We start from the raw sequence: 26060 nt of genomic DNA, 5'->3' as shown, positions 1-26060 counted from the left end.
CTCCTGGTCCGTTTATCTAATTAATGATGTAATTTTGCTTAAAACCAGGGGTCTATGAAGTTTGAAAAGATTAAGAATAAAGGACAGGCCAGATTGTTTGAGAGTAAATACCTGGAGATGCTCACCAAAACGCATCCATTGATCATTTGGGGCCTATATTTACCCATTATCAGCTACATGCTGTATCATAGTTACCAGGTATTGGGTTTTAGCATCGGTAGTATTGCGCTTATCTTCTTTGGCGCCATGTTTTTCTGGTCTTTTTTTGAGTATGTGATGCACCGGTTTATGTTCCACTTTGCCAGCGACAACCCTAAAGTAAGGCGGGTGGTATATGTAATGCACGGTAACCATCACGAATACCCGCGGGACAAACAGCGGCTGTTCATGCCGCCCATACCGAGTCTTATACTGGCATCCATCATTTTTGCCTGCCAGTATCTTTTTCTCAGGGAGTATACTTTTTCTTTCTTTCCCGGTTTTATACTGGGGTACCTCATTTATGGCAGTATGCATTATGCCATACATGCCTGGAACCCTCCCTTTAAGTTCATGAAACCCGTATGGCGCAACCACCACCTGCATCATTACAAAAGTGATGACAAAGGGTTTGGGGTTAGTTCTTCTTTATGGGATACCGTATTTGGAACCGGCTTTGATCTGAAACAGGAACAAGAGGATAAGACCAAGGTAAAAGAACTGATGTTTGAGCGTTCATAGGCTCACCATCTGTCTGCTTCGTTTTCCGGGGGACTTGTTTTATACGTTTCGCGTGACTTTATCTTCTGCAATTGCCTTTCTATGAGCAGGCCTGCTATTTTGTGGTAGGCACCGGCACCTGCATCCTGCTCCAGGATGTCTCTTATCTGGTTTTCCGGCACATCAATACGATACAATAAAAAGACGAATTGCTGGAAGTGGTGGCTGATCAGTATCTCCAGCCGTTCTGCCAGCAATTCTTCCAGGCGTTGGTAGCTGATGGTATCCGGCAAACGCAGTTCCATGGTTTCACCCAGTTCGCGGGCGGTTGTTTCCAGGTATTTATCCGGTACCTCGCTCATGCTGCCTTATTTCATTTGTTTGATCTTATAGGAGGCGTTAGTGATCACCTTAACGGGCACTTTAAGGTCGCGTTTGAGGCGTTTTTCCTTATTGGCCTTATAGGTATAATTGCCATTCATTTCCAGGTTCTGAATACAGATGCCGGGAAGGCCGCTGCTGCGCAGGATGAGATAATTGCTTTGCATAGTGCCTTCAATTTCGGCGGTGGCCTGGATACCTTCTTCCAGGGTAAGCAGCTGCAGCTTATCGGTTTTTACTTTGCCGGTGGCGCCTATTTTGGCGGTCTGGCTGTCCCAGGTTTGCAAATTCCAGTAAAGGTCCATCCGTCCTACCAGGCCAGTACGCAGGGGTACGCTTTCTTCCCATTGGGTGCCGGTTTTTACGCCATGTGCGGGGTAAATCACCAGCAGTTGTTCCAGCCAGGCGCGAAAGGCTTCTGTCCCAAACTGGTCTTTCATCAGCTTTTTATAGGCTTCCTGTTCATCTTTCTTAAGTGAGGTGAAGGCCGTGGCAGCACTGTCCAGCAGGTTGTCCAGCCCGTTTATTTTGTTGATGGAGCCACTGCTCTGGAGGTCTACAGTAAAGGGATGGTCCAGTATATTTTTGAGGGCAGCCTGGAAAGGCTCTTTATCGTTGGGGGTATTGGCGTCTACATAAATATTCTGGTTCTTGCTGTTGAAGTTAAATTTCAGCTCCTTATAGCGGAAAGTAAGCAGGCTGCGGCCGGGGTTCGCTTCTGTCACCTCAATGGCGATGATATTGTTGAAGTCCCTGGTTACACGTTGTACTACCTCGTTTACGGTGGTATAGGTTTCGCTGCGGCTTTCCTGTGTGAGCTCAAATTGTTCGCCGGCCTTGAAATTATAGCCCAGTTCAACATATTCCTGTGCGGCAGCCGTCAGAGAAAGCGAAACACCGATGATCAGACTTGAAATAAACTTCATAAAATTTAAACGTTTGAATGTTTTGACGGTTTGAACGTTTGTAAGGGCCTGTAAATTAAGGAGCTCCTTCAAACTTTCAAACCCCTGAACTTTCAAACCTTTAAACGTATTTCTCTATCACCCCCAGTCCGAACAGTGCAAAATCATATTTGGCAGGATCTTCCGGGTCCATTTCCCGCAGCCGCTCTGTTAATGCCAGGGCAGTTTTCCAGTTGGACTTTTCCTCGTTGATCAGGCCAAGGCGGGTAGCCACTCTGGCAACATGCACATCTACCGGGCACACCAGCTGGGACGGAGCGATGTGTTGCCATAGACCAAAATCCACGCCATTTTTGTCTTTTCTGACCATCCAGCGTAAATACATGTTGAGCCGTTTGCAGGCCGAGTTCTTTTCCGGGGTGGAAATGTGTTTGCGCGTGCGATCGGGATGTTCCAGCGCGAAGAAGATGCGGTGGAAACCGATCAGGCCTTTTTCCACTGTTTTGTCTTCGGGGCTGAGGTGACCGCTGAAAGCGAACTCCAGGGAGGTAACGTTGGTATAGTAATGCTGCAGGAATTCAACGAAATAGAGCAGGTCAACTCCATTAAAGGTCCGGTGGCAGAACTGCAGCAATTGCAGGCGTTCTTTAGGCTGGTGATGGCGGATGTAATCGTAGGGGGCGTTATCCATCATTTCCATCAGCTCTCTGCATTTGGCGATAATGGTGGTACGGTTACCCCACGCCAGGGTAGCGGCGAAAAGCCCTGCAATTTCAATATCCTGTAATCGGGTGAACCGGTGCGGAATGCTGACCGGGTCGCCGGCGATAAAATCAGGATGGTCGTAATGCGCTGCCTTTTGGTCCAGGTAGCGCTTTAATTCCCGGAGTTTCATAGAATCGGTTATAGAAATTCACTTTATGGCATTGTCCAGGTCAGCCATCAGATCTTCCGCATCTTCAATGCCAACGCTCAGACGAATGAGGGAATCTACCAGGCCGTTCTTCAGGCGTTCTTCCCGGGGTATGGAAGCATGGGTCATGCTGGCGGGGTGCCCGATAAGGGATTCCACGCCGCCCAGGGATTCTGCCAAGGAGAACAGGTGGGTGCCGCTGAGTACTTTCATCGCGGCTTCCATACTGTCGTTCTTCAGCGTAAAGGACATCATACCGCCAAAACCGCGCATTTGCTGTTTGGCGATGGGGTGATTGGGGTGATCTTCAAAACCGCACCAGAACACTTTATCTACTTTAGGATGCTGGCGTAAAAAACGGGCGATGGTTTCGCCGTTCTCACAATGGCGCTGCATGCGTACATGCAGTGTTTTAAGGCCACGCAGCACCAGGAAGCAGTCCTGGGGCCCGGGCACTGCACCGCAGCTGTTCTGGATAAAATATAGTTGCTGCGCCAGCGCCTCATCTTTTACGATAATGGCCCCGTGCACTACATCGCTATGGCCGCCCAGGTATTTGGTAGCGGAGTGTACCACGATGTGTGCGCCCAGATCCAGCGGATTTTGCAGATAGGGGGAGGCAAAGGTATTGTCTACGCTCAGCAGCAGGTTATGCTCCCTGGCAATGGCTGCGCAGGCGACAATGTCTATTACCTTCATGAGCGGGTTGGTAGGGGTTTCTATCCATATCATTTTCGTTTGGCCATTCAGGTAGCTGCGGATCTGCTGTGCATCCTGCATGTCAATGAAATGGAATTTTATACCGTAACGTTCAAATATTTTGGTAAAGATGCGATAGGTACCGCCATAGAGGTCGCTTGAAACGACCACTTCATCTCCCGGATTCAGCAGTTTGATCACTGCATCGGTTGCTGCCAGTCCGCTGCCGAAGCATATTCCGTATGTACCATTCTCAATAGCAGCCAGTGCCTGCTGCAGGGCGTCCCGCGTAGGGTTCTGGGTACGGGCGTATTCATAGCCTTTGTGCTGCCCCGGCGCAGCCTGTACATAAGTGGAAGTTTGATAGATAGGCGTCATGATGGCCCCGGTGGAGGGGTCGGGTACTACACCGGCGTGTATCAGCTTAGTTCCGAGCTTCATTCTTTTCGTTTTGATGTTTGACTGTGTTGTCTGAGGCTGGCAGGATGATTGAAACTTAAAGCAGTACCGGAAGTTAAATAGGTGATTATCAACATCTATCTTTTAACCGAGCCCGAACATCAAATCTCAAACATCCAACCTCAAACAATCTAAAGGTACTAAAACCCGCTGATAATGAATTATAAGGGGTTTCTACTCAACGTGGCTATACGTAGAAATACGGTAGGGCAACGGCGGTTGACTGCGAAAAAGGGCATTTTTGATCCCGTTACCCGAAAAAATGATGCACTTACGAACATTTTTGCTGCGTTAACCAAAAGCGGGAAAACCCGTTTGCGCAATCCGACTATTTTTGGTTCAGGTTTTTCATAGGATATGGTTAAAATTTTTACAAGGGCGGTATTCTTACCACCCTTTTTTTATTTCCTTTTAGCAGTACCCTTTTCGCCGAACTTCACAGGCAGGCTAACCATCACGGTGTCCCAGGCCATCACCAGGTTTGCACCGCCTTCGGCTTTTTCAAACACCATGGTAAATGCTTCTACGGGAGCGCTCGGGCTAAGAACCGGAACGGTGGTTCTTAACACGTCTTTGGCCTGATCATATTTATATGCCCCCCAGATGTCTGTTTCACGGTTCAATATGATGGTCCATTTTGTTTCCTGCGGAATGGCATACAGGGTATAGCGGCCTTTGGGAACATGTTTTCCGCCAATGCTCACCGGGATAAAAAATTCGATCTCAGTTGCCTCGTTGGCTCCCAGCCTCCACACCTTGCCATATCCTTCCAGTTCTCCGAAGATGGTTCTGCCTTTTTTCTGCGGGCGGCTGTAGATAACCCTGGCTACCAGTGTGCCCGGTTCGCCTTTTACCTTTACCAGGTAGGGATATACCGGGGGATAGTAAGCCATATCCATAGGGCTGGCGTCTACAGGCGGCAGTTTTTTATCCTGTGCGGTTACAGATAACATGGCGCCTGATAAGATGATCATTGCGATAGAGAGAAATACTTTCTTCATTGGTGGCTGATAGTTTTAAATGCAGGTTCAAACTTAGATAAAAAGTTTGAACGTTTGAACGTTTGAAAATTTGAGTGTTTGAAGGTTTAAGGGTTTAAAGGAAGCTTGTGAGGCGGACATGTTCAGACTTTCAGACCTCTCACAAATGCTTCGAGATCGGGGAAGAAGCCTTTGTAGTAGTGTTCGAGTTCGGCGTAATGGTTTTCGAATACGGCGAAGGGTACGGTGGAGGGAACTTCGAGGTGCTGGGCCCTGCGAGTGATGCCTGTGAATGACTGGAAGATCCCTTCTCTTGAACTGTAATTATACAGCCAGTCGTGTGTGCGCATAAAGTGGAACACCTGGAGAAACACATCGGGCAGGCTGCTTCTCCGTTCTTCCAGCAGGCGGTAAACAGACTGGGAGAACAGGGCCAGGCTCTCATTTGTAAAGCGCTGCGGATCCCTGGCGAGAAAATGATCATACACCACATCAATGAACACAGCGCCGTAAAGTCCGCAGGAGGGCCGGAACAGCTGCCTGGCTTCCCGTGTAAGCGGATGGTGGTCTGTGAAGTGATCTATTTCGCGATGCATCCTGATGCCATGCTGTACATCTTCCTCATAAAGGCTGATTTGTTTACCCTTTACGAAGTCTGCCACCATATTGCCGATGGTTAAAGCCGGATCGTTAAAGGAAAGATATGCATGGGCGAGGAAGTTCATAATTAATGTGCCGGGTGCTGATATGGTGATGTACTGGTGCTTTGAACGAAGATCGTGAATTATTGTTAAATGATTTAATCGATTGCATATTAAAAGCACCTGATAAGCGGAGTAAAGCAAGGATATACGGAGTTGGTATGCACTAATGTATAACCGCCATAGTAAAGGGTTTGGGGCTTTCACGCATGAACGTATACGTACATTGGTGCACCCGTTTATCCGTTCATCCGTCGTTCTTCCACTTTAACAAAAGCTTAACTTCAGCCGGTGCAACATTCCTGAAATGGCAGCAAACACTGTACTGCGGCCCGGTTTTTAGTAAAGAAAATAACATATTGGTTGTAGGTGTTGCAACAAGTATCTGTTTGAACTGATCAAGGTATACCACTGGCAAATAATGGGTTGGCGGCGGTTAAAGACCACATTACCTTTGGTGTAGAAATTAAAACAAGCAAATATTTCAACCCTAAAAAAACTTCCGCCATGAAAAAAATGTTCTTGATGCTTTGTGTTGTCGCCGCTATGTTAAGCGGGACCACCGTGTGGGCTCACTCCACAGAAACAGAGGCTTCCAGCAAGCTGAAAACTGCGCTGAGCCAGACATTCTCCACTGCTACCCATGTAAGGTGGTATACAGAGGATAACAAGTTCTTCACCGCAAAATTTATGATGGGTGAAACAGTAGTATCTGCTTACTTCGATGCAGACGGTAACCTGCTCTCAACCCGCCGTTATATTTCGGAAGAGCAGCTGCCCCTGGCTGTAGCTACCAAAGTGCAGAAACGCTATCCTGATCACAAGATCCGGTCTACAGTGGAATTTGATGCTTCCAACGTTACTACTTATTATGTAACACTGGAAGGTGAGAACAGCTGGATAGTGTTGAGGTCAGACAGCAATGGGCAGCTTAGCGTGCATCAGCGCCTGAAAAAAGCATAATTTCCGTCTCAGCCATTCTATAAGCTGTTGATTTGTTCCCGGTCCATAGTGGTGTTGCTATGGGCCTTTTTTTTGTTAACTTTGCCGCCTTAAATCACTGACAATGAACAAAGGGCCCATTTCACAGTTTATCCAGCATCATTACCGGCATTTTAACGCGGCTGCACTGGTAGACGCTGCTAAGGGATATGAGACGCACCTGCTGGAAGGCGGGAAAATGATGGTAACGCTGGCAGGCGCCATGAGCACCGCCGAACTTGGTATATCCTTCGCTGAAATGATCCGGCAGGGTAAAGTGGATATTATTTCCTGTACAGGTGCCAACCTGGAGGAAGATATCATGAACCTGGTAGCGCATACCCATTATAAAAGGGTACCTAATTACCGCGACCTCAGCCCCCAGGAAGAGTGGGAGTTGCTGGAAAAGGGCTTTAACCGGGTAACAGACACCTGTATACCGGAAGAAGAGGCTTTCCGTCGTATCCAAAAGCATATCTACAAGATCTGGAAGGAAGCCGAAGATAAAGGAGAGCGTTATTTCCCCCATGAATATATGTATAAGCTGCTGCTGAGCGGGGCTATGAAAGAGCATTACGAGATTGATCCAAAGAACAGCTGGATGATCGCGGCTGCCGAAAGAAATATTCCTATTGTAGTGCCCGGATGGGAAGACAGCACCATGGGTAACATATTTGCCTCTTATTGTATCAAGGGAGAATTGAAAGCCGCTACCATGAAGAGTGGTATTGAATATATGGTATGGCTGGCAGACTGGTACCGCAATAACTCTTCCGGCAAGGGAGTGGGCTTTTTCCAGATAGGCGGCGGCATTGCAGGTGATTTCCCGATTTGTGTGGTGCCGATGATGTACCAGGACCTGGAATGGCATGATGTGCCCTTCTGGAGCTATTTCTGCCAGATATCAGACTCTACTACCTCTTACGGATCTTACTCCGGCGCTGTACCCAATGAAAAGATCACCTGGGGCAAACTGGATATCAATACGCCCAAATTCATTATAGAATCTGATGCTACGATCGTAGCACCGCTGATATTTGCCTACCTGCTGGGATGGTAATACCAAATCGCGGTAGCGGGGGCTGACCTGAAGTTGGTGATGATACTATTTTAACAAATATGCTCAAAGCATACTGAAGCATAGAGAAGCATGTAGAAAGCATGGATAAGCCTGTTAAAATAGTATGATCACTTCCGGGTCAGCCTTCTGTTTTTGAAGAGCCCCTGATCACCAGTTTCCCTTCCAGTACCATCTTTTCTGTTGTTGCCGGCTTCTCTTCTATATGCCGGATCAGCATTTTCAGCGCCTCTTTACCTACTTCAAAGCCGGGTTGCACAATGGTGCTGAGGGCGGGCTCCACCACTTCTGCCACGGGGTCGCCGTTAAAGCCTACAATGGCAATGTCCTCCGGTACGCGGAGAGCGGTATTGTTTTTCAGGTAATTGATGGCAATCACTCCTGAGGGGTCGTTTACACAGAAAATACCGTCGGGCTTCAGTTTCAGTAATTTTTTAAGGTGCTCCAGTGAGTCGTACTGGAACTTTTCGCAATGCTCAATATGCTTGGGTGTGTAGGGAATGCCATGTTGCTGCATGGCGTCTTCATAGCCGCGGAGCCGCTCATCTGAAACGGAGAGCCCTTTGGGCCCTGCCAGGTGTACAATATTGCGGCGTCCCTGCCTGATCATATGTTCTACCGCCTTGAAGGCACTGGCATACTGGTCTACTATTACCCGTGATGCGGGCAGATCCCGCAGGTCGCGGTCAAAAAACATGAAAGGGATGCCTTTTTCCTGCAACTTCAGGAAAGGCGTTGCGTCTTTAGTTTGTTTAGACACGGAGATCAGCAAACCGTCTATACGGCAGGAGGCGAGCTGTCGGATGCCTTCTGCTTCCTGTTCGGCATTTTCATTGCTCTGGCAGAACATGAGGTGGTAGCCATGCTGATTGGCTACTTCATTCATGCCCGCGAGGGCGTTGGAAAAGAAATGCGTGGCCACCAGGGGCACTATTACGCCGATGATGTGTGTCTGTTTGTTAATAAGGCTCTGGGCGATGTAATTCGGTTCATAGTTCAGCCCTGCGGCCAGCTCCAGTACTTTCCTTCTGGTATCTTCATTAATATCCGGCAGGTTTCTTAAGGCTCGGGATACTGTGGATACGGACAGGCGCAGCTTTCTGGCCAAGTCTTTGATGGTTACCTGCTTATTCTTCATTCCTCCATTGATGATGCTGTGATTAATCCGGTTACTCTTATGTAAAAGGCCCTTTTACTTAACTACCTGACAAATAAAATAAATATCCTGTAAGGACGCGTACTATATTTCATAAACGGTCATCCAGGATGATCAATTTAATTTTAGACTAATACATCACACAAAAGTTTAATGCAAACGTTACCGGAAACGTTATTTTGTCTGGGGCGATGAATTTTCCGCCGGCAGCCTGTATTTTGTGGAGCTATACTACACAATGCATTACCATTCCAATGGCGTAATGCACTTTTAATGGATAAAGGCCAAAATATTATGCCGGGAAATTCATTTCCCGGCTTTTTTATTTCAATGTTTGAAAGTTTGGGCGTTTGAAAGTTTGAATGGTCATCTTTCAGAATAAGCCACCTTCAAACTTTCATTCTTTAAACGTATATTGTACCCTTGTAAATTACTACGATATGAAAAATCTTCTTTCACTGCTAACGGTGGCCACCGCTCTCGGAATGAGCGCTTGTCAGTCATCCGGTTCCAACACAAATAATAATTCTGTTGATAGTATGAGTACAAATCATGACAGTATCCAGACGGGTTCCGTTGAGGCACTTATCCCGGCGGCCAATTTTGACAGCACAGTTGCAGGCAAGGCGGTAAAACTGTATTACCTTAAAAATGCGAGCCTGCAGATGGCCGTTACCAACTATGGCGCAAAAGTGGTGTCCCTGCTGGTGCCTGACAAAAGCGGCAGGCTGGAAGATGTGGAGCTGGGATACGATCAGCTGAGTAAGTATATCTCTACCAATGATCGTTACTATGGCGGTGTTGTTGGCCGTTATGGCAACCGTATTGCCAGGGGTAAATTCAAGGTGGACGGCAAGGAGTATACCCTGGCTGTCAATAATGGCGAGAATCACCTGCACGGCGGCAAGGTTGGTTTTAATGATGTGGTTTGGGATGCCAAACAGCTTAATGATCACGCTATAGAATTCCATTACCTCTCAAAAGACGGTGAAGAGGGGTATCCCGGCAATCTTGATGTTACCATGACATACGAGCTGACAGACAGTAACGAATTCAAGATCTCCTATAAAGCAACTACTGATAAGGCTACGGTGGTGAACCTCACCCATCACTCCTTCTTTAACCTGAAGGGCGCGGGTAATGGTGATATCAATGATCACGTGCTGAGCATCAATGCAGACAGATTTACGCCCGTAGACGGTGGTCTGATCCCCACCGGTAAGCTGGAACCGGTAAAAGGTACGCCAATGGATTTTACTACACCTACACCTATCGGTGAAAGAGTGAATGCAGATTTTGAGCAGCTAAAATTAGGGAAGGGATATGATCACAACTGGGTGCTGAACAAGAAAGGCAATGAACTGTCTCTCGCGGCAACCGTGCTGGAACCGCAAAGCGGCCGTTATATGGAAGTGTGGACAACAGAACCCGGTGTTCAGTTCTATGGCGGTAACTTTATGCAGGGGGACACCGGCAAACAGGGCAAAACCTACGTTTACCGCGGCGCCCTTTGCCTGGAAACACAACATTTCCCTAACTCCCCCAACCAGGCTTCCTTCCCCTCAGTGGTACTGAAGCCGGGAGCTGCTTACGAACATACCTGTGTGTATAAATTCGGCACCAAATAAAAAAGTTTCAGTGTTTAAGGGTTTGAAGGTTTGAACGCAGACTTGTAATTTCAAGGGCGCTTTAAAGCTTTCAAACCCTTAATATTTAAACGATTTTCATTTTTCCACGTTTCAAACCTATCACTCATGGTACGTAAATGCCTTACACTATGTTGTGCTGTACTGTTAGCAAGCATTCTCCACGCACAACAGCAACCTTTCAACGGGCTAAACATGAACATGGGCAACCTGTTCCAGCTTTCTGATGCAAAAACCCGCAGCATCAGCCCGGAAAACTTCAGCGGCGAAAAGGGGAAAGGCGGTATGGCCACCCTGGACCAGGGGCCTGCCAGACAAGCTGCCCGTGACCTGGGGCAGGGATGGAAGGTAAGTCCCTACATTCATATTGAGCCCGGAAAAACGTACACACTGGCGGAGATAGAGGGCCCCGGCGCTATACAGCACATCTGGATGACACCCACCGGCAACTGGCGGTTTTCCATTCTACGTATCTACTGGGACGACGAAACCTCCCCTTCTGTAGAAGCGCCTGTGGGCGATTTCTTTGGTATGGGCTGGGGACAGTATGCACAGCTTAATTCCCTGGCGGTATGTGTGAACCCGGGCAGTGCGTTTAACTGCTATTGGGCAATGCCCTTCCGCAGAAAGTGCAGGATCACCATGGAGAACATCAATACGGAGCGAATGACACTGTATTACCAGATTGACTACACGCTTACCAAAGTGCCGGATGATGCAGGCTATTTTCATGCCCAGTTCCGCCGCGATAATCCAACCAAAGGCGGCAGCTATACCCTGGTAGATGGTATTAAAGGCAAAGGCCAGTACGTTGGAACCTATATGGCCTGGGGCGTAAATAACAACGGCTGGTGGGGCGAAGGAGAGATCAAATTCTTTATGGATGGCGACAGCCAGTTTCCTACTATCTGCGGTACCGGAACTGAAGATTATTTCTGCGGCTCTTATAATTTCGAGAACCGTGTAACCCGCCAGTACCAGGAATTCAGTACACCTTATACTGGTCTGCACCAGGTTATCAGGCCTAATGGCGTGTACGATTCGCAACAGCGTTTTGGCCTGTACCGCTGGCATATTATGGATCCGGTTCGTTTTGATAAAGATCTGAAGGTAACTATACAGGATCTTGGCTGGCGCAGTGGCGGGCGTTACCTGCAGCAGCAGTCAGACATCAGTTCTGTGGTGTTCTGGTACCAGGCAGAGCCGCACAGCCCTTTCCCGAAGTTGCCTTCGAAAGATGCGCTGGAAGTGAATTAATTTAGTATAACAGCTATATTATTTGTTTAACAGGCCTGTCATTAACGGCAGGCCTGTTATTTTAAATGCCTTTAAACGATTCTTCCAAGGCATGTTTGTTAAGCGCTGGTTAAATGCCTTGTTAAATGATGGTTAAGGAGGGAAAAATCCTGACGCTTACCAAGACAAATGCCTGTTTTACCAAGTCTTACGTGGAAGGAGCGTGTGTGTGGTGTATCTTCATAACGGGTTTTCATAGGATATGGTTAAATGAATCAGGCGGTAGTCTTACCGCCTTTTTCGCGTTTATATAAGACCGTTGGTTTACTGTTTCCAGTAATATAAAAAGTTCGTATAGCCCTGATATAGAGTTTGTTATTGTTAAGCGTTGGTTAAGGCGGGTTAGATCACAGCGTTTACGGGAAAAAATAATGGTTTTACGAAATCGGAAGGATTAGCAGCAATGCGCCCCATATCTTTGTATCAGGTTTTTCATAGGATATGGTTACAAGAAATTGGGCGGTTTTTACCGCCTTTTCTCATTTATAGCAATTGATGAACAGGGAGGTGTGCATGTAAACATGTGCTGTCCGCATGCGGACAATCATCCTTTCAATACCGAACAGGTTAAATAATAACATCACATGTAAAAAGGTGATTAGTATACAGCAGTAATCTGGCATTGTGATAGCTATATTGCCTGTCAATTCAAGTTCCATGATCCGCAACTATCTCAAAATGGCTCGCAGAAGCCTGATGAAAAATAAGATGTCAGCCCTCATCAACATTTTCGGGCTTACTATTGGCCTGATTACGGGCATGCTTGGCATATTATTGATCAGCGATGAAATCAGCTACGATAAATTTCACAAAAACCTCGCAGACATACATGTGCTGATGGTCAACGCCCGGAACGACGGACAGGTGGTTACAGGGAAGTCTGTGCCCGGTAAGTTGGGAGAGATATTACGCAACCAGGTACCTGAAGTACAATACATGTCTTATGTGGCCGATGTGAATGATCACCTTTTGTCTTACAAGGATAAACGTATTTACGAGCGGGGATTTTATGCAGAACCGGACCTGTTTAAAATTATGCAGTTTCCTGCTGTAAGGGGTAACCCCGTCGCAGCTCTACGGGAAGCCGGATCGATTGTGATCTCTGAGCAGACAGCCCGGAAACTGTTTGGTAAAGAAGATCCGATAGGGAAGATCATCCGCCACAATAATCAACGGGATCTTAAGGTGGAAGCGGTGATCAGCGATATACCTCACAACAGTTCCCTTTTCTTCAATGTAGTTCTGCCCTTTAGCATTTTTGAACAGCAGAACAGGGAAATGCTTAATAACTGGAATGCTTTTGCCATTGCCGGGTATGTGTCACTGAAGCCCCAAACAAACCTGGCTGCCTTTAACGAAAAAGTAAGAAAACTGACCCAGCCATTTTTTGAGAACAAGACCACTACGGTGTTTGCGTATCCATATAAACAGCTGCGTTTATACGGCAGGTTCAGGGATGGTAGACCCGTTGGGGGACATATAGACATGTTAGTGCTGCTGGGTTGTATGAGCCTGTTTGTATTGCTGATAGCCTGCATTAATTTTATGAATCTGGCTACCGCACGTTCCCTGCAGCGGTCCCGCGAGGTAGGGGTACGGAAAACGTTGGGCGCTTCCCGTAAACAGGTAATTACCCAGTTCCTGGCAGAGGCGTTGTTACTTACCGGGTTTGCCTTTGTACTAAGTACTGTACTGGTTGAACTGTTGCTGCCCCAACTGAACAAATTAATAGAAAAAGAACTTTCGCTTGGCTTTTCAGACTGGAATAGCTGGTTGCTTGTGCTTGGGCTGGCTTTGCTGACAGGCCTGGCGGCTGGCAGTTATCCGGCTTTTTTCCTAAGTGCTTTTCAGCCGGTAAAAGTACTCAAAGGGGTGGTGGCAGGTAAAGGGGGATCTGTACTGCGGAAGAGTTTAGTGACCTTCCAGTTTGTGTTATCCATTTTCCTCATTATCGTGACCATCGTTTTTATCAGGCAGAAAGCGCATGTGGAGAACCGCCCGATTGGCTACGAACAGGAAAATCTTATTGATATTCCTGCCCGGGGAGAGATGGGTGCTAGGTATCAGGTGGTGAAAGATGAATTGATGCGTATACCAGGCATAACCAGTGTATCTGCAGCTACAGATAACCTGGTGATGTACGGCGCTGCTACCAATGATATTCAGTGGCCGGGGAAAACAGCCGACCAGGACTTTATGGTCAATATCAGTTATGTACAGTATGACTGGGTGAAGACAGCCGGCCTGACACTGGTAGAAGGTCATGATTTCAGTCCAAAGCTGGAAGGCAGCAGCGGAGACTGCATTCTTAATGAAACAGCCGTAGAAAGAATGGGATTAAAAAGGCCGGTGACAGGTACTAAATTGGGCAACAGTACCGTGATCGGCGTTGTGAAGGATTTTGTGTTCAATGATGTATTCAACGAACCCAGTCCCCTGATGATCACGCTCAGCGCTGGCAATATGAACCATTTCTTTGTGCGTGTAAAGAATAATGAGCAGTGGCGAAGAGCGCTGGCGCAGGTAGAGCAGGTTCTAAAAAAACATAATCCTGAATATCCTTTTGAGTTTTCTTTTGTTAAAGACAGTTATCAGAAAAAATTTAATGGCATCCAGAGCACCAGCAGTTTCCTGGGTGTGGTAAGTATGGTGGCCATGTTCATTTCCTGCCTGGGGCTTTTTGGATTGGCGGCATTTTCGGCAGAAAGGCGTTTGAAGGAGATCGGGATCCGGAAAGTATTCGGGGCCAGTATACTGAAATTGTGGCTGCTGCTTTCACAAGACCTGTTGAAGCCTGTCTGTCTTGCCTTCATACTTGCGGCACCGTTAGCAGGATGGATGATGCGAATGATATTGTCCAGGTTTGATTACCGTGTAGGTATTTCCTGGTGGATCTTTGCACTGGCAGGGCTCAGCACATTGCTGGTGGCCGTACTGACAGTAAGCTTCCAGGGTGTAAGGGCCGCACGCAGTAATCCTGTGGATAGTTTAAGATCTGAATGAGTAACCATAACCGCCTACGGGCAGCGGAGCATTACTTTATCTAAACAAACAATTCTGCCGCTATTCCATCGGCAAATAACCTGCCTTCCGGGGTAAGCACCAGGGCATTTTCCTGCCTTATCATCTTCCCTGCAAGTATAAATTCGCGGCTGCCGCTTTCCAGCCGGCGGCGCTGCTCTTCCCCGTACTGATCGGCCACCAGCTGCAGGTTGCAACCGGCCGATGTACGGAGCGAGGTCATGATATACTCGTTCAGCTGCATCTCCTTGCTGAGTATTTCCCCTTCAAAAGGCACTTTTCCTTCCCGTATGCCGTTTATATAAACGCTGTTGTTAGCCACGTTCCACTGCCGGGAGCTGCCGTTAAAGGAATGAGCAGACGGCCCAAGGCCGAGGTAATGTTCGCCTTTCCAGTAGCTGCTGTTATGGCGGGAGTGCCAGCCTGGCAGTGCAAAATTGGAGATCTCGTAATGTTCATAACCAGCGGCAGCCAGCCATTGCATTAGTTGTTCAAAATGGCGGGCGGCTTTATCGGGATCTACAGGTGGTACTTTATGCTTTTTAATGAAGCTGTCCAGCGCGGTGCCTGGTTCCACCGTGAGGGCATAGCAGGAAAGATGAGGTATCTGCAGTGCAATGGCCTGTTGTACATTTTGTTCCCAGCCCTCATCGCTGAGGGTGGGACCTCCGTATATAAGGTCTATACTCAGGTTATGGATGCCTGCCTCCCGGGCGTAAAGTATGCAGTTCAAAGCCTGCTGGCTGTTGTGGGCCCGGTTCATCCAGCGGAGGTCTGCTTCATGAAAGGATTGCACACCGATGCTCAGGCGATTGATACCGGCGGCTTTCAGGGAGCGGACTTTTTCCGGATGCAGATCATCCGGGTTAGCTTCCAGGGTAATTTCTGCATCCGGCCGGATGGTGAAGAGCTGATGCAGCTGTTCCATCAGGCGTTGCAGGTCGGTATCAGATAAAAGACTGGGGGTGCCTCCCCCGAAATATACCGTGTTAACAGGTTGGCCCCGCAGGTAAGACTGACGGAGCTTCATCTCTTCTAACAGGCTGTCAACCAGCGCATTTTTCTGCGACAGCGAGGTGGAAAAATGAAAGTTGCAATAGTAACACGCCTGTTTACAGAACGGTATATGTAAATAGATACCAGCCATAATTGAGTAGGGCCTGTGGGCCATGAGCTATGACCCACAGACATTTATATTATATTTGCAAACATAAAAATAATCTGGTGCGAAACGGGCTATTATTACTCTTCATACTAATATTCAGCGGATTACAATTATATGGGCAGACGGACAGTGCAGGCAATAGCGCCAGTCAGGTGAATAGCACCGTGAAAGATACCGCGAAGCCAAAGGCGCCCGTGAAAAAAAAGCCGGCAGCTGACAGCGTACGGCTGGCAGTAAAACCGAAAACACCCGCTACCGTAACTGCGTCCAATGCGGCAACTGCCAGGGGCCCATTGCCAGCTGCGGATACTTCAAAATCTGCAACTGACAGCACACAGCAGCAGGCGCCTGTAATTTTGCATCAGGATACTCCTTACGATATTTTTTTACGTAACCTGGCAGGTAAGAATATGTTCCTTCATGCCAACAAACCAAGTTATTACGATCTCAATATACCACGGCCATATAAGGACCTGGACTGGCTGGTGTACCTGGTAACCGGTATTGTATTGTTGCTGGGTATTATCAGGATGGCGTATCTCAAATACTTTTCAGACCTGTTCCGGGCATTCCTGAACCCCACGCTGAGCCAGCGCCAGTTAAAGGACCAGCTTTCCCAATCCCCTTTCCCGAATTTCCTGCTGAATGCTTTTTTTGTGGTGAGCGTTGGGGTGTACCTGTACCTGCTGATGTACCGTAAGCAGTATATTTTCAATGCAGATGGCTGGCTGTTGATACCCGGACTGATCATGCTGGTGGCGGTGATCTATGTAACCAAATACCTGGTGCTGCGTTTCTGCGGATGGTTATTTGGTAACAACGACCTGGCGGATGCGTACATATTTATTCTTTATCTGATCAACAAGGTGTTAGGCATACTGCTGGTGCCTTTCCTGGTGATACTGGCTTTCTGTCAACCTGAAATAGCCAGCGCCTTCCTATATATTTCGTTATTTTTTATAATCTTATTAATTGGATATAGATACATTAGGTCTTATTCTGTAGTAAAGCAATATCTATCTTTCAGTAAATTGCATTTTTTTCTTTACCTTTGCGCATTCGAAGTAGCGCCCGTGTTGATTTTAACAAAGGTGTTGCTGATCTGGTTAACCGGTAATCCATGATTACTGCCAATTGTTAACACAAGAGCAAATTTAAGTATGATAAAAGGCGGGTCAAAAGCAGATTTGCAAGTAAAACATCATGTTCAGTCGATCCTCATTTCCCAGCCAAAGCCTGAAACTGAGAAATCCCCTTATTATGATCTGGCTAAGAAATTCAATGTAAAGTTGGATTTTCATCCTTTTATAAGGGTAGAAGGATTATCAGCAAAAGAGTTCAGGAAACAGAAGATTGATATCCTGAATTTTACAGCGGTTATCTTTACCAGTCGTAACTCAGTGGATCACTTTTTCAGGATCTGCGAGGAAATGAAGATCAAAGTGTCGCAGGATTGCAAATACTTTTGCATAACAGAAGCCGTGGCTTTGTATCTCCAGAAATTCATCCTTTACAGGAAGCGGAAGGTGTTTTACGGGGCAGACGGTTCTACTAAAAGTCTGCTGGAAGTAATGAACAAACACAGGGACAATGAAAAATTCCTGTTCCCCAGTTCCGACAGTCAGAAAAAAGACATTGAAGAGTGGCTGAAAATAAATAAATGCGAGTATGCTACTGCTACGCTATATAAAACAGTATCTAACGATGTAAAAGAAGTAATGACCAAAGCATACGACATGATCGTGTTCTTCAGTCCTTCCGGCGTTAAATCACTGTTTGAAAATTTCCCTGAATTTCAGCAAAATGGTACCCGTATCGGCGCCTTTGGTCCTACTACTTCTGCAGCTGTGGAAGAGGCTGGTTTAAGGCTGGATGTAAAAGCACCTGCTCCCCAGGCGCCCTCTATGGTGGCTGCGCTGGAACAGTATCTGGCCGAGCTGAACAAAAAATAATCACGAAAAAGAACGAAAAAATAACTTACTTGCGAGGGACGGCGAAAGCCGTCCTTTTTTATGTGCCTGATTATAATTATATTGTAGCAACGAACACAAAGTCCAACTGTCCCATCACCAATTCTTTTACTAACCATAGCCTGTGTACACGTGAACAGATTATCAGGGGAGACAAGTCCGTACTTACTGCAGCACGCACATAACCCGGTGGATTGGTATCCCTGGGGAGAAGAGGCCTTACAAAAAGCTTTGCAGGAAGATAAGCCAATTCTGGTCAGTATAGGTTATGCAGCCTGTCACTGGTGTCATGTGATGGAGCGGGAGAGCTTCGAGGATGAAGCCACTGCACGTGTCATGAACGAGCATTTTGTCAATATCAAAATAGACAGGGAGGAACGGCCTGACCTGGATCACATCTATATGGATGCCCTTCAGGCCATGACGGGTGCGGGAGGCTGGCCCCTGAATGTTTTTCTTACTCCTGACAAGCGGCCTTTTTACGGAGGCACCTACTTTCCGCCGGTAAAGGCCTACAATCGTCCCTCCTGGAAAGAAGTGCTGCTGGCACTTTCGCAGGCATTCAAGGAGCGCCGCAATGATATAGAGGAACAGGCGGCTACACTTACCAGTCACCTATCGCAATCCAATCAGTTCGGTACACAGAGCGGGTCGCTGATCCATATTCCCAAAGAGGAGTTGTTTACGCGGGAACAGTGTGATACCATTTACCAGAATATCTTGTCTCAGGCAGACAAGGTATGGGGCGGCTTTGGCCGTGCGCCCAAGTTTCCCGGAACTTTTTCCATACAATATCTTTTACGTTATCACTATAGTTTCGATGCTCCTGAGGCCTTGAAGCAGGCCCTGCTATCTCTTGATAAAATGATACAGGGCGGTATTTATGATCAGCTGGGCGGCGGCTTTGCCCGTTACAGTACGGATGAGCAGTGGCTTGCGCCGCACTTTGAAAAGATGCTGTATGACAATGCATTGCTGACAGATGTTTTAAGTGAAGCCTTCCAGCTTACCCGCCAGGAGCATTATTCGCAAACCATTACAGATACACTGGCCTTTATAGAACGGGAAATGATGCATACAGGGGGTGGCTTTTATTCGGCCCTGGATGCAGACTCCGAAGGGGTGGAAGGAAAGTTCTATACCTGGAGTTACGAGGAAGTGGAGCAGGTACTGGGCGATAAGGCGACCCTGTTCTGCGAATGTTACGATATAACCGAAAATGGCAACTGGGAGGAGACGAATATATTATGGCTGCGGCATCCGGTAAAGGAGTTTGCAGCGATGAAGAAAATAGACGCTGCTGCGCTGGAGCAACTGATGCAAAGCTGCCGCCAGCAGCTGATGGAGGCACGGGCTCCCCGTATCCGTCCCGGGCTGGACGATAAGATACTGCTGGGCTGGAATGCCCTTATGATACACGCCTGCTGTAAGGCCTATGCGGCATTGGGTAATGCGCGGTACCTGGACATGGCTACCCGGGCAATGGAGTTCTGCTGGCAGCATTTACGCCAGCCAGACAGCGGGCAGGCCTTTTTCCATACCTGGAAGGACGGCCAGGCAAAGTACCCTGCCTTTCTGGACGATTATGCTTTCCTGATCCGGGCGCTGATAGCCCTGCAGGAAGTATCGGGTAGCCTGGACTGGCTAACCAGGGCACGGGAACTGACGGAGTTTGTAATTGAGCAGTTCTCAGATGAATCCGGCACTTATTTTTACTACACCCGGCTGGGCCAAAGGGATGTAATTGTGCGTAAAAAGGAGATTTACGACGGGGCGGTGCCCAGCGGTAATGCCGTAATGGCGGCCAACCTGCGGTACCTGGCCCTGGTATATGACGAGCGACAATGGGCATCCCGGGCGCAGGATATGCTGGCCCGGCTGTCACAAACAGCGGTGCGCTACCCTACTTCTTTCGGGGTATGGGCCGGTGAGTTGTTGCAGATGGTAAAAGGTTCCTATGAAATAGCGGTGGTTGGAGAAGCGTACCTGGCCAGAATGAAGGAGTTGCATCAGCATTATGTTCCTTTTAAAGTATTGTTAGGCAATGAGAAAGACGTTCCGGGCCTTCCTTTGCTGGAGCAGAGAATGCAAGCAGGAAAAACGCTAATATATTTATGCCAGGATTATCATTGTATTAAGCCAGCTAATTATATACAAGAAATCATTAATTTATTAAAATAATTACTAACTTGCAGTACTATTGGAGGCATAAGGGTGAACAACTGAAACAAATGTTAATCGATTTATATAATAAAATGTTAAAAACGGCGTTTAATGTAATTACCGTAGGTTGCTGAAGCGGTTTGAAAAAGTTGTACGAAAAGTAACTACGGATTAAAAATAATTGTTACATTTGTTATCTTGCACCAATTCAGATGTGGATAAGTTATATGTCAACACTTTTGTGGAAAACTTATGGCAAGTCTTTTCTGAATGTCCTTTGAAAGACTAATTTATAAGATTGAAAGCTACCCTTATGAAGCTTAATTATTCTAGTGGTCTGTTCGCTGTTTTGCTGGTAAGCCTGCTGGCCAGCTGTGGTGGTAATAAAACCTCCAAAAATGCGCAAGGGCAACTTATAGGAGTTAGCCCCAGACCAAAGTATTTCCCGCCTGTACCGTATGGAATGGTGTACGTGCCATCCGGGACCTTTCACATGGGGCCCAGCGATGAAGATGTGAACTATGCGTTTACAGCCCGTAACAAGTCCATTTCCATCTCTGGTTTCTACATGGATGCCACAGAGATCACCAATAACGAATACCGCCAGTTTGTTTACTGGGTGCGGGATTCTATTGCGCATATCCTGATGGGACATGTGAAGAAAGATGGAGACCAGGATATTATAGACTGGAAACAGAAGATCAACTGGAAAGACAAGGCTACGTGGGAAAAGATCGATGCCATGATTTATTCTCCGGAAGATCGCCTGTATAATAAGAAGGAGATCGATGTGTACAAGCTGTTGTACCACCAGGAATCTTTCAACTGGGACCAGGCCAAACTGCGTGAGAACAAGGGTAAGCCCCGTTCCTCTTTTATCGTGAAGAAGGACGTTGCTATCTACCCGGACACGCTGTGCTGGATCAGGGACTTCTCTTATGCTTACAATGAGCCGATGACCCGTATGTACTTCTGGCATCCGGCCTTCGATAACTACCCGGTAGTAGGGGTAACCTGGCACCAGGCTTCTGCTTTCTGCGAATGGCGCAGTAAGTTCTGGGAAGACTACCGTAACTCAAAGAACCTCTTCACTGAAGATAAATTCCAGCTGCCTTCTGAAGCACAGTGGGAGTACGCAGCACGCGGTGGCAGGGAGCAGACTCCTTACCCCTGGGGCGGTTACTATATCCGCAACAAGAAGGGCTGTTTGCTGGCTAACTTCAAACCCGGCCGCGGTAACTATCCTGAAGATGGTGGTTTCTATACTGTGAGGGCAGACGCTTACTGGCCTAATGATTACGGTCTGTATAACATGTCTGGCAACGTAGCAGAATGGACACAGGACATTTTTTACGAAAACTCTTACTCTTTCACCTCTGATATGAACCCATATCTGAGGATGGATGTACCAGATAACGCTCCGCCTAAAATGAAGCGTAAGTCTGTGAGGGGCGGTTCCTGGAAAGATATCGGTTATTTCCTGCAATCAGGTACCCGTTCTTTCGAATACCAGGATAGTGCCAAATCATATATTGGTTTCAGGTGTACTATTGCATTCCTGAGCCGCTCCAAGAATGATTTCAACAGTAGGAAGTAAAAAAATCAATAGCCATGTATATAGAGAGAAACCTAGCAATGTACTTGAAATGCAAATCTTTGAGCAATAACTATTCCGTAACAACAACTTTAACCTTAATTAACTTTAACCAGATTAAATTTTAACCTATGGCTATGAATCCTAACAAAGCGAAATGGTTGAACTTCTTTGTATGTATCGCTGCTTCAGTAGTAATTATCGGTGCCTTGTTCAAGCTGCAGCACTGGCGGGGTGCGGATATCGCCCTGATCCTTGGTCTGAGCGTTGAAGCATTGATCTTCTTTGTGTACGCTTTTGTACCGGACAGCTCAGCTCAACACGCTCCTGCAGAAGTAGCCTATGCAGGTCATCCGGCAGTTTCAGGACTGGACAAGATGCTGCAGGAAGCAGACATTACTCCGGCTAACCTGCAACGCCTGAGCGAAAATTTTCAGAAATTAGGAACTACAGTAGATAAAATGAGGGATATCAGCGATGTGGTTGCTGCCACAGGCGACTATACCCAGAAAACAAGAGAAGCTGCCAGCGCTATCGGTAGCGTAGCTGTGGCTTACACCACTGCCGCTCACGCTGTATCTTCTTTCAACAGCGCGTCAGAATCCACCAGGCATTTCCATGAGCAGATGCAGGGCATGACCAAAAACCTGGCTTCCCTGAATGCCATCTATGAACTGGAGCTGCAGGATACCAACAACCACCTGAAAGCAATGAACACGTTCTACAAGAACCTGTTGAGCACTTCTCAGGCCATGAGTGGCAGCATCGACGATGCTAAGAAAACGCAAGAACAGATCACCCTGCTGGCTAAGAACCTGTCCAACCTGAATACCATCTATGGTAACATGTTGAGCGCAATGCACGGAAGATAAGGTACGCTTATAGTTTTGAGTTATTAACAGGCAATCATTAAATCTGAAAACAAACTATGGCACTACCTAAAGATCCACGGCAGAAGATGATCAACTTCATGTACCTGGTCTTGACGGCCATGCTTGCATTGAACGTTTCTGCTGAAATATTAAACGCATTCAATATTGTAAACAATTCTATCAATACTTCCAATACCTCCATTACCGATAAGAATAACCTTACTTACCTGCAGTTCGATGAGCAGATGAAGCAGAACGCAGAGAAGGTAGGCCCCCTGAGGGTCAAAGCCCAGGAGGTAAAAAAGATGACCGGTGATATGTTTGCGTACATCGAGACGCTGAAAGAGAACATTATTACAGAAGCCGGTGGTCGTGATGAGCATGGAGATATCAAATCAAAGGATAACCTCGACGCTCCCACCAGGGTAATGGAGAACCAGAAAAAAGGTCCGGATCTGGAACAGAAGCTGAAAGATCTGCGAGACAAACTGCTGTCGTACGTAGATCCTAAAGACAAAGCAAGGTTCGAAAAGACACTGCCGCTGAAAATACAGATCGGCAAAACCAACGATGACCACGGTGGTGTAAAGCCTAAAACCTGGACCACTTATCACTTTAACATGGTGCCCACCATTGCGGCGGTAACCATTCTGGGTAAGTTCCAGAACGATATCAAGAACTCTGAGTCGCTGATCATTGATGAGCTTTATCGCAAGATCGATGCAGATAACTTCAAGTTCGATAAAGTAAGGCCGTTCATATCACTGAATTCCAAGAACCTGATGGAAGGTCAGACCCTGACTGCGCAGATCGCCGTGGGCGCTTACAGCAGCACAGTGAATCCTACCATCGTGGTGAATGGTCAAACCATCCAGGCACAGGAAGGTCTTGGTACCTTTTCAATGCCGGTGGGCGGTGTAGGTGACAAGACCATCTCCGGTACGATCACCCTGCCTAAGCCTGACGGCCAGATGGAAACTTATAACTTCAGCGAGACCTATAGCGTTGGTGCATCAACCACCTCTATCTCTGCTGACAAGATGAACGTACTGTACATAGGATTACCTAATCCTATCTCAATATCTGCAGCTGGTGTACCCGCTGAAGCAGTAAGCGCTTCTATCAGCGTAGGTAACATCCGCAAACAGAGCGCAGGTAACTACATCGTAACGGTTGCCAACCCCGGTCGTGCCATTATCAACGTGGTGGCCAACGTGGATGGAAAAACCAAAAACATGGGCAGCAAAGAGTTCCGCGTAAAAATGATACCTGACCCTGTATTAAAGGTAGGTATGAACAAAAGCGGTACAATGAAGGCTGCTGACTTTAAAGTACAGGGCGGTTTAAGGGCTGACCTGGAAAACTTCGAATTCGAAGGCGTTAAATATGATGTAGTAAGCTACCGCGTAGGTATCGAGTCACGCGGACGGGACTATGTGGAAGGCGAAGCTAACTCCGCTTATTTCCCCAGCAACGTAGTGGCCGCTATCCGTTCATTGCGCGCCGGCGACCAGGTTTACTTTGACAATGTTAAAGTAAAAGGCCCCGACGGTATTGTACGAAACATGGGTAATACTTCGTTTAAATTAAACTAAACAGTAATCAATTTACTGAATTATGCGAGCCGTAACATTTAAGAAAATAAGCTGGTGTGCAGTGTTGCTGTTAATAATAGCCGCAGATGCACAGGCGCAGCGCAGAGGTGGATCCACCCGTCGTCGTACAGCGACAACAACAACCACTACTACGACAGAAACAACGGATTCCTCCGATGTGGTGAACCCCGCTACCGGTAACGCTGTAGAAGCCCCTCCGGCAGCCCCCGCCAATGACCCGGCTGCTGCAGCTCCTTTACGTCAGGATGGTGTTGGCACCCCCGTGTCTGACACCCCCCGTAAATCACTGCGCGTAGACGGTGTTACTTCCAAAAACTCTGTAAGGGACCGCGTACCTATTGCTTACGATAATATCCGCGAGGACGATAAGTTCTGGGAAAAGCGTATCTGGCAGGTGATAGACATCCGCGAGAAAATGAACCTCCCCTTCCAGTACAACGTGGAAGACGAGAACGGTATCAACCAGCTGTTTATTAATATATTACTGGCTTCCATAAAATCCGGCGAGATCACTGCTTTCAACCCGATTGATGACCGCTTCACTACACCGATGACTTTTGAAGAGATCCAGAGCAAAACCAGCGGTGAAGAAAGAACGGTTCGCAGTATCGACCCTGTTACCGGCGAAGAGAAAATGGTAACTACCCGCGACGAATTTGATCCGCGTACTATCGTACAGTACAAGATTAAAGAAGTTTGGGTGTTCGACAAAGAGGCCTCTGCACTGAAAGTACGTATCCTGGGTATTGCTCCCATGGTATCACGTATGAACGAAGACGGCAGCCTCCGCGCTTCCATACCGCTCTTCTGGGTATACTACCCTGATCTGCGTCCTGTACTGGCTAAGTTCGATGTGTACAACCAGAACAACGACGCCGCTTCCATGAGTTGGGAAGATCTGTTCGAAATGCGCTTCTTCTCCAGTTTTGTTATCAAAGAAAACAACGCATACAACCGCGAGATCAAAGATTACATCAAGGACGGCGTAATGCGTTTGCTGGAAGGTCAGGCCATCAAAGACAAGATCTTCAACAAGGAGCAGGATCTTTGGCAGTATTAATACCAGCCTAGACTAGACACAATTATAATCTGCGAGGTCACACGGTTTGATAAAAACCATGTGACCTTGTTGCTTTTAAAATTAACTTTGCAGCAACAAACCCCAAATTTGTGATTATGTCCGTGACATTTGACAGTACAACATTACTGGATCAGTTACAACAAAAGGTAAAGGAACTGGCATCAACAGTGGAAGAACAACTGCACCATCTTCCCGCCCCGGTACTGCTGTTGCCGCCCGCACAAGACAAATGGAGCGCCATACAGTGCCTGGAACACCTGAACACTTACAGCCGTTTTTACCTGCCGCAGATAGCCAGCGCAATAGAACGTGGCTACGCCAAACAACTGCCTGCTACCACCTCTTTCAAAAGCGGATGGCTGGGCAACTGGTTTACCAACACCATGCAGCCTAAACCAGATGGCACTCTGCCTATGAAGATGCAATCGCCCAAAAACGCCCGCCCTGTGACAGACCTGGATGCGGCCAAAGTAATGGCCGAATTCCTTGACGGCCAGCAGCAACTGCTAACTTTATTACAACGTGCCGAAGGTGTGAACCTGCAACGGCTGAAAGTGCCTACCAGCCTTGGTAAATGGCTCAGGCTGTCTTTGGGAGATACTTTCCGTTTCTTTATTGCCCATGAAGAACGCCATGTATTACAGGCGCTACATGCGGTTGGGGCGTAGTGCCCTAAGCAGTAGT

General features: G+C 47.3%; 22 protein-coding genes. 14 read left to right on the top strand and 8 right to left on the bottom strand.

The window, feature by feature from the left end:
- Nucleotides 1-54: 54 nt before the first annotated feature.
- Nucleotides 55-720, top strand: coding sequence for a sterol desaturase family protein (locus tag Q0577_RS12600; protein ID WP_298736775.1), 666 nt, complete (start codon nucleotides 55-57; stop codon nucleotides 718-720).
- Nucleotides 721-722: 2 nt separating this feature from the next.
- On the opposite strand, the gene Q0577_RS12595 is transcribed toward Q0577_RS12600, so the two are convergent.
- The 6 genes from Q0577_RS12595 to Q0577_RS12570 all read right to left on the bottom strand — a co-directional run bounded on the left by Q0577_RS12595 (nucleotide 723) and on the right by Q0577_RS12570 (nucleotide 5761).
- Nucleotides 723-1061 (bottom strand): hypothetical protein, encoded by a 339-nt coding sequence (locus tag Q0577_RS12595; RefSeq protein ID WP_298736773.1) that lies wholly within the window; start codon nucleotides 1059-1061, stop codon nucleotides 723-725.
- A 6-nt stretch (nucleotides 1062-1067) separates the two neighbouring features.
- Entirely contained in the window at nucleotides 1068-2006 is a 939-nt protein-coding gene (locus Q0577_RS12590) for a DUF6263 family protein (protein ID WP_298736771.1), read from the bottom strand.
- A 100-nt stretch (nucleotides 2007-2106) separates the two neighbouring features.
- A complete protein-coding gene (locus Q0577_RS12585) occupies nucleotides 2107-2880 on the bottom strand; it encodes a TIGR02757 family protein (RefSeq protein ID WP_298736768.1) in 774 nt (257 codons plus the stop codon).
- A gap of 18 nt (nucleotides 2881-2898) precedes the next feature.
- Nucleotides 2899-4053, bottom strand: a complete 1155-nt coding sequence (locus Q0577_RS12580) for a cystathionine gamma-synthase (RefSeq protein ID WP_298737339.1) — start codon at nucleotides 4051-4053, stop codon at nucleotides 2899-2901.
- A gap of 404 nt (nucleotides 4054-4457) precedes the next feature.
- Nucleotides 4458-5057, bottom strand: a complete 600-nt coding sequence (locus Q0577_RS12575) for a DUF2911 domain-containing protein (protein ID WP_298736765.1) — start codon at nucleotides 5055-5057, stop codon at nucleotides 4458-4460.
- 122 nt (nucleotides 5058-5179) lie between these two features.
- Nucleotides 5180-5761: an ACP phosphodiesterase gene (locus Q0577_RS12570; RefSeq protein WP_298736762.1), complete on the bottom strand. Its 582-nt coding sequence runs from the start codon at nucleotides 5759-5761 to the stop codon at nucleotides 5180-5182.
- 483 nt (nucleotides 5762-6244) lie between these two features.
- Between Q0577_RS12570 and Q0577_RS12565 the strand changes: the two genes are divergently transcribed.
- Nucleotides 6245-6700, top strand: coding sequence for a hypothetical protein (locus Q0577_RS12565; RefSeq protein WP_298736759.1), 456 nt, complete (start codon nucleotides 6245-6247; stop codon nucleotides 6698-6700).
- A 103-nt stretch (nucleotides 6701-6803) separates the two neighbouring features.
- Nucleotides 6804-7778: a deoxyhypusine synthase family protein gene (locus tag Q0577_RS12560; RefSeq protein ID WP_298736757.1), complete on the top strand. Its 975-nt coding sequence runs from the start codon at nucleotides 6804-6806 to the stop codon at nucleotides 7776-7778.
- A gap of 139 nt (nucleotides 7779-7917) precedes the next feature.
- On the opposite strand, the gene Q0577_RS12555 is transcribed toward Q0577_RS12560, so the two are convergent.
- Nucleotides 7918-8934, bottom strand: coding sequence for a LacI family DNA-binding transcriptional regulator (locus tag Q0577_RS12555; protein WP_298736754.1), 1017 nt, complete (start codon nucleotides 8932-8934; stop codon nucleotides 7918-7920).
- Between the two features lie 458 nt (nucleotides 8935-9392).
- Between Q0577_RS12555 and Q0577_RS12550 the strand changes: the two genes are divergently transcribed.
- From Q0577_RS12550 to Q0577_RS12540, 3 genes are all read left to right on the top strand, one after another.
- Nucleotides 9393-10580: an aldose epimerase family protein gene (locus Q0577_RS12550; RefSeq protein WP_298736752.1), complete on the top strand. Its 1188-nt coding sequence runs from the start codon at nucleotides 9393-9395 to the stop codon at nucleotides 10578-10580.
- 126 nt (nucleotides 10581-10706) lie between these two features.
- Nucleotides 10707-11855, top strand: a complete 1149-nt coding sequence (locus Q0577_RS12545) for a glycoside hydrolase family 172 protein (protein WP_298736750.1) — start codon at nucleotides 10707-10709, stop codon at nucleotides 11853-11855.
- Nucleotides 11856-12572: 717 nt separating this feature from the next.
- Nucleotides 12573-14897 (top strand): ABC transporter permease, encoded by a 2325-nt coding sequence (locus Q0577_RS12540; RefSeq protein ID WP_298736747.1) that lies wholly within the window; start codon nucleotides 12573-12575, stop codon nucleotides 14895-14897.
- 40 nt (nucleotides 14898-14937) lie between these two features.
- Here the strand turns inward: Q0577_RS12540 and hemW are convergent, their stop codons facing one another.
- Nucleotides 14938-16062, bottom strand: coding sequence for a radical SAM family heme chaperone HemW (gene hemW, locus Q0577_RS12535; protein WP_298736745.1), 1125 nt, complete (start codon nucleotides 16060-16062; stop codon nucleotides 14938-14940).
- A gap of 77 nt (nucleotides 16063-16139) precedes the next feature.
- Here hemW and Q0577_RS12530 point away from each other — a divergent pair, with 77 nt between their 5' ends.
- The 8 genes from Q0577_RS12530 (at nucleotide 16140) to Q0577_RS12495 (ending at nucleotide 26044) form a co-directional block, all read left to right on the top strand.
- Nucleotides 16140-17204, top strand: coding sequence for a DUF4271 domain-containing protein (locus tag Q0577_RS12530; RefSeq protein ID WP_298736743.1), 1065 nt, complete (start codon nucleotides 16140-16142; stop codon nucleotides 17202-17204).
- A 165-nt stretch (nucleotides 17205-17369) separates the two neighbouring features.
- Entirely contained in the window at nucleotides 17370-18032 is a 663-nt protein-coding gene (locus Q0577_RS12525; protein WP_298736741.1) for a uroporphyrinogen-III synthase, read from the top strand.
- 150 nt (nucleotides 18033-18182) lie between these two features.
- Nucleotides 18183-20231 carry a thioredoxin domain-containing protein gene (locus Q0577_RS12520; RefSeq protein ID WP_298736738.1) on the top strand — a complete coding sequence of 683 codons (2049 nt, stop codon included), beginning with the start codon at nucleotides 18183-18185 and terminating at the stop codon, nucleotides 20229-20231.
- A gap of 295 nt (nucleotides 20232-20526) precedes the next feature.
- Entirely contained in the window at nucleotides 20527-21810 is a 1284-nt protein-coding gene (locus Q0577_RS12515; RefSeq protein ID WP_298736735.1) for an SUMF1/EgtB/PvdO family nonheme iron enzyme, read from the top strand.
- Between the two features lie 134 nt (nucleotides 21811-21944).
- Nucleotides 21945-22679 carry a gliding motility protein GldL gene (gldL, locus tag Q0577_RS12510; protein ID WP_298736733.1) on the top strand — a complete coding sequence of 245 codons (735 nt, stop codon included), beginning with the start codon at nucleotides 21945-21947 and terminating at the stop codon, nucleotides 22677-22679.
- Nucleotides 22680-22735: 56 nt separating this feature from the next.
- A complete protein-coding gene (gldM, locus tag Q0577_RS12505) occupies nucleotides 22736-24274 on the top strand; it encodes a gliding motility protein GldM (RefSeq protein WP_298736730.1) in 1539 nt (512 codons plus the stop codon).
- A 22-nt stretch (nucleotides 24275-24296) separates the two neighbouring features.
- On the top strand, nucleotides 24297-25355 hold the full coding sequence (gene gldN, locus Q0577_RS12500) for a gliding motility protein GldN (RefSeq protein WP_298736728.1): 1059 nt from the start codon (nucleotides 24297-24299) through the stop codon (nucleotides 25353-25355).
- Nucleotides 25356-25471: 116 nt separating this feature from the next.
- Nucleotides 25472-26044, top strand: a complete 573-nt coding sequence (locus Q0577_RS12495; RefSeq protein ID WP_298736726.1) for a DinB family protein — start codon at nucleotides 25472-25474, stop codon at nucleotides 26042-26044.
- Nucleotides 26045-26060: the final 16 nt, after the last annotated feature.

The sequence above is a fragment of the uncultured Chitinophaga sp. genome (assembly GCF_937898475.1).
In the GTDB taxonomy this organism is placed as follows: domain Bacteria; phylum Bacteroidota; class Bacteroidia; order Chitinophagales; family Chitinophagaceae; genus Chitinophaga.
This window is presented reverse-complemented; position numbering and strand designations above follow the sequence as displayed.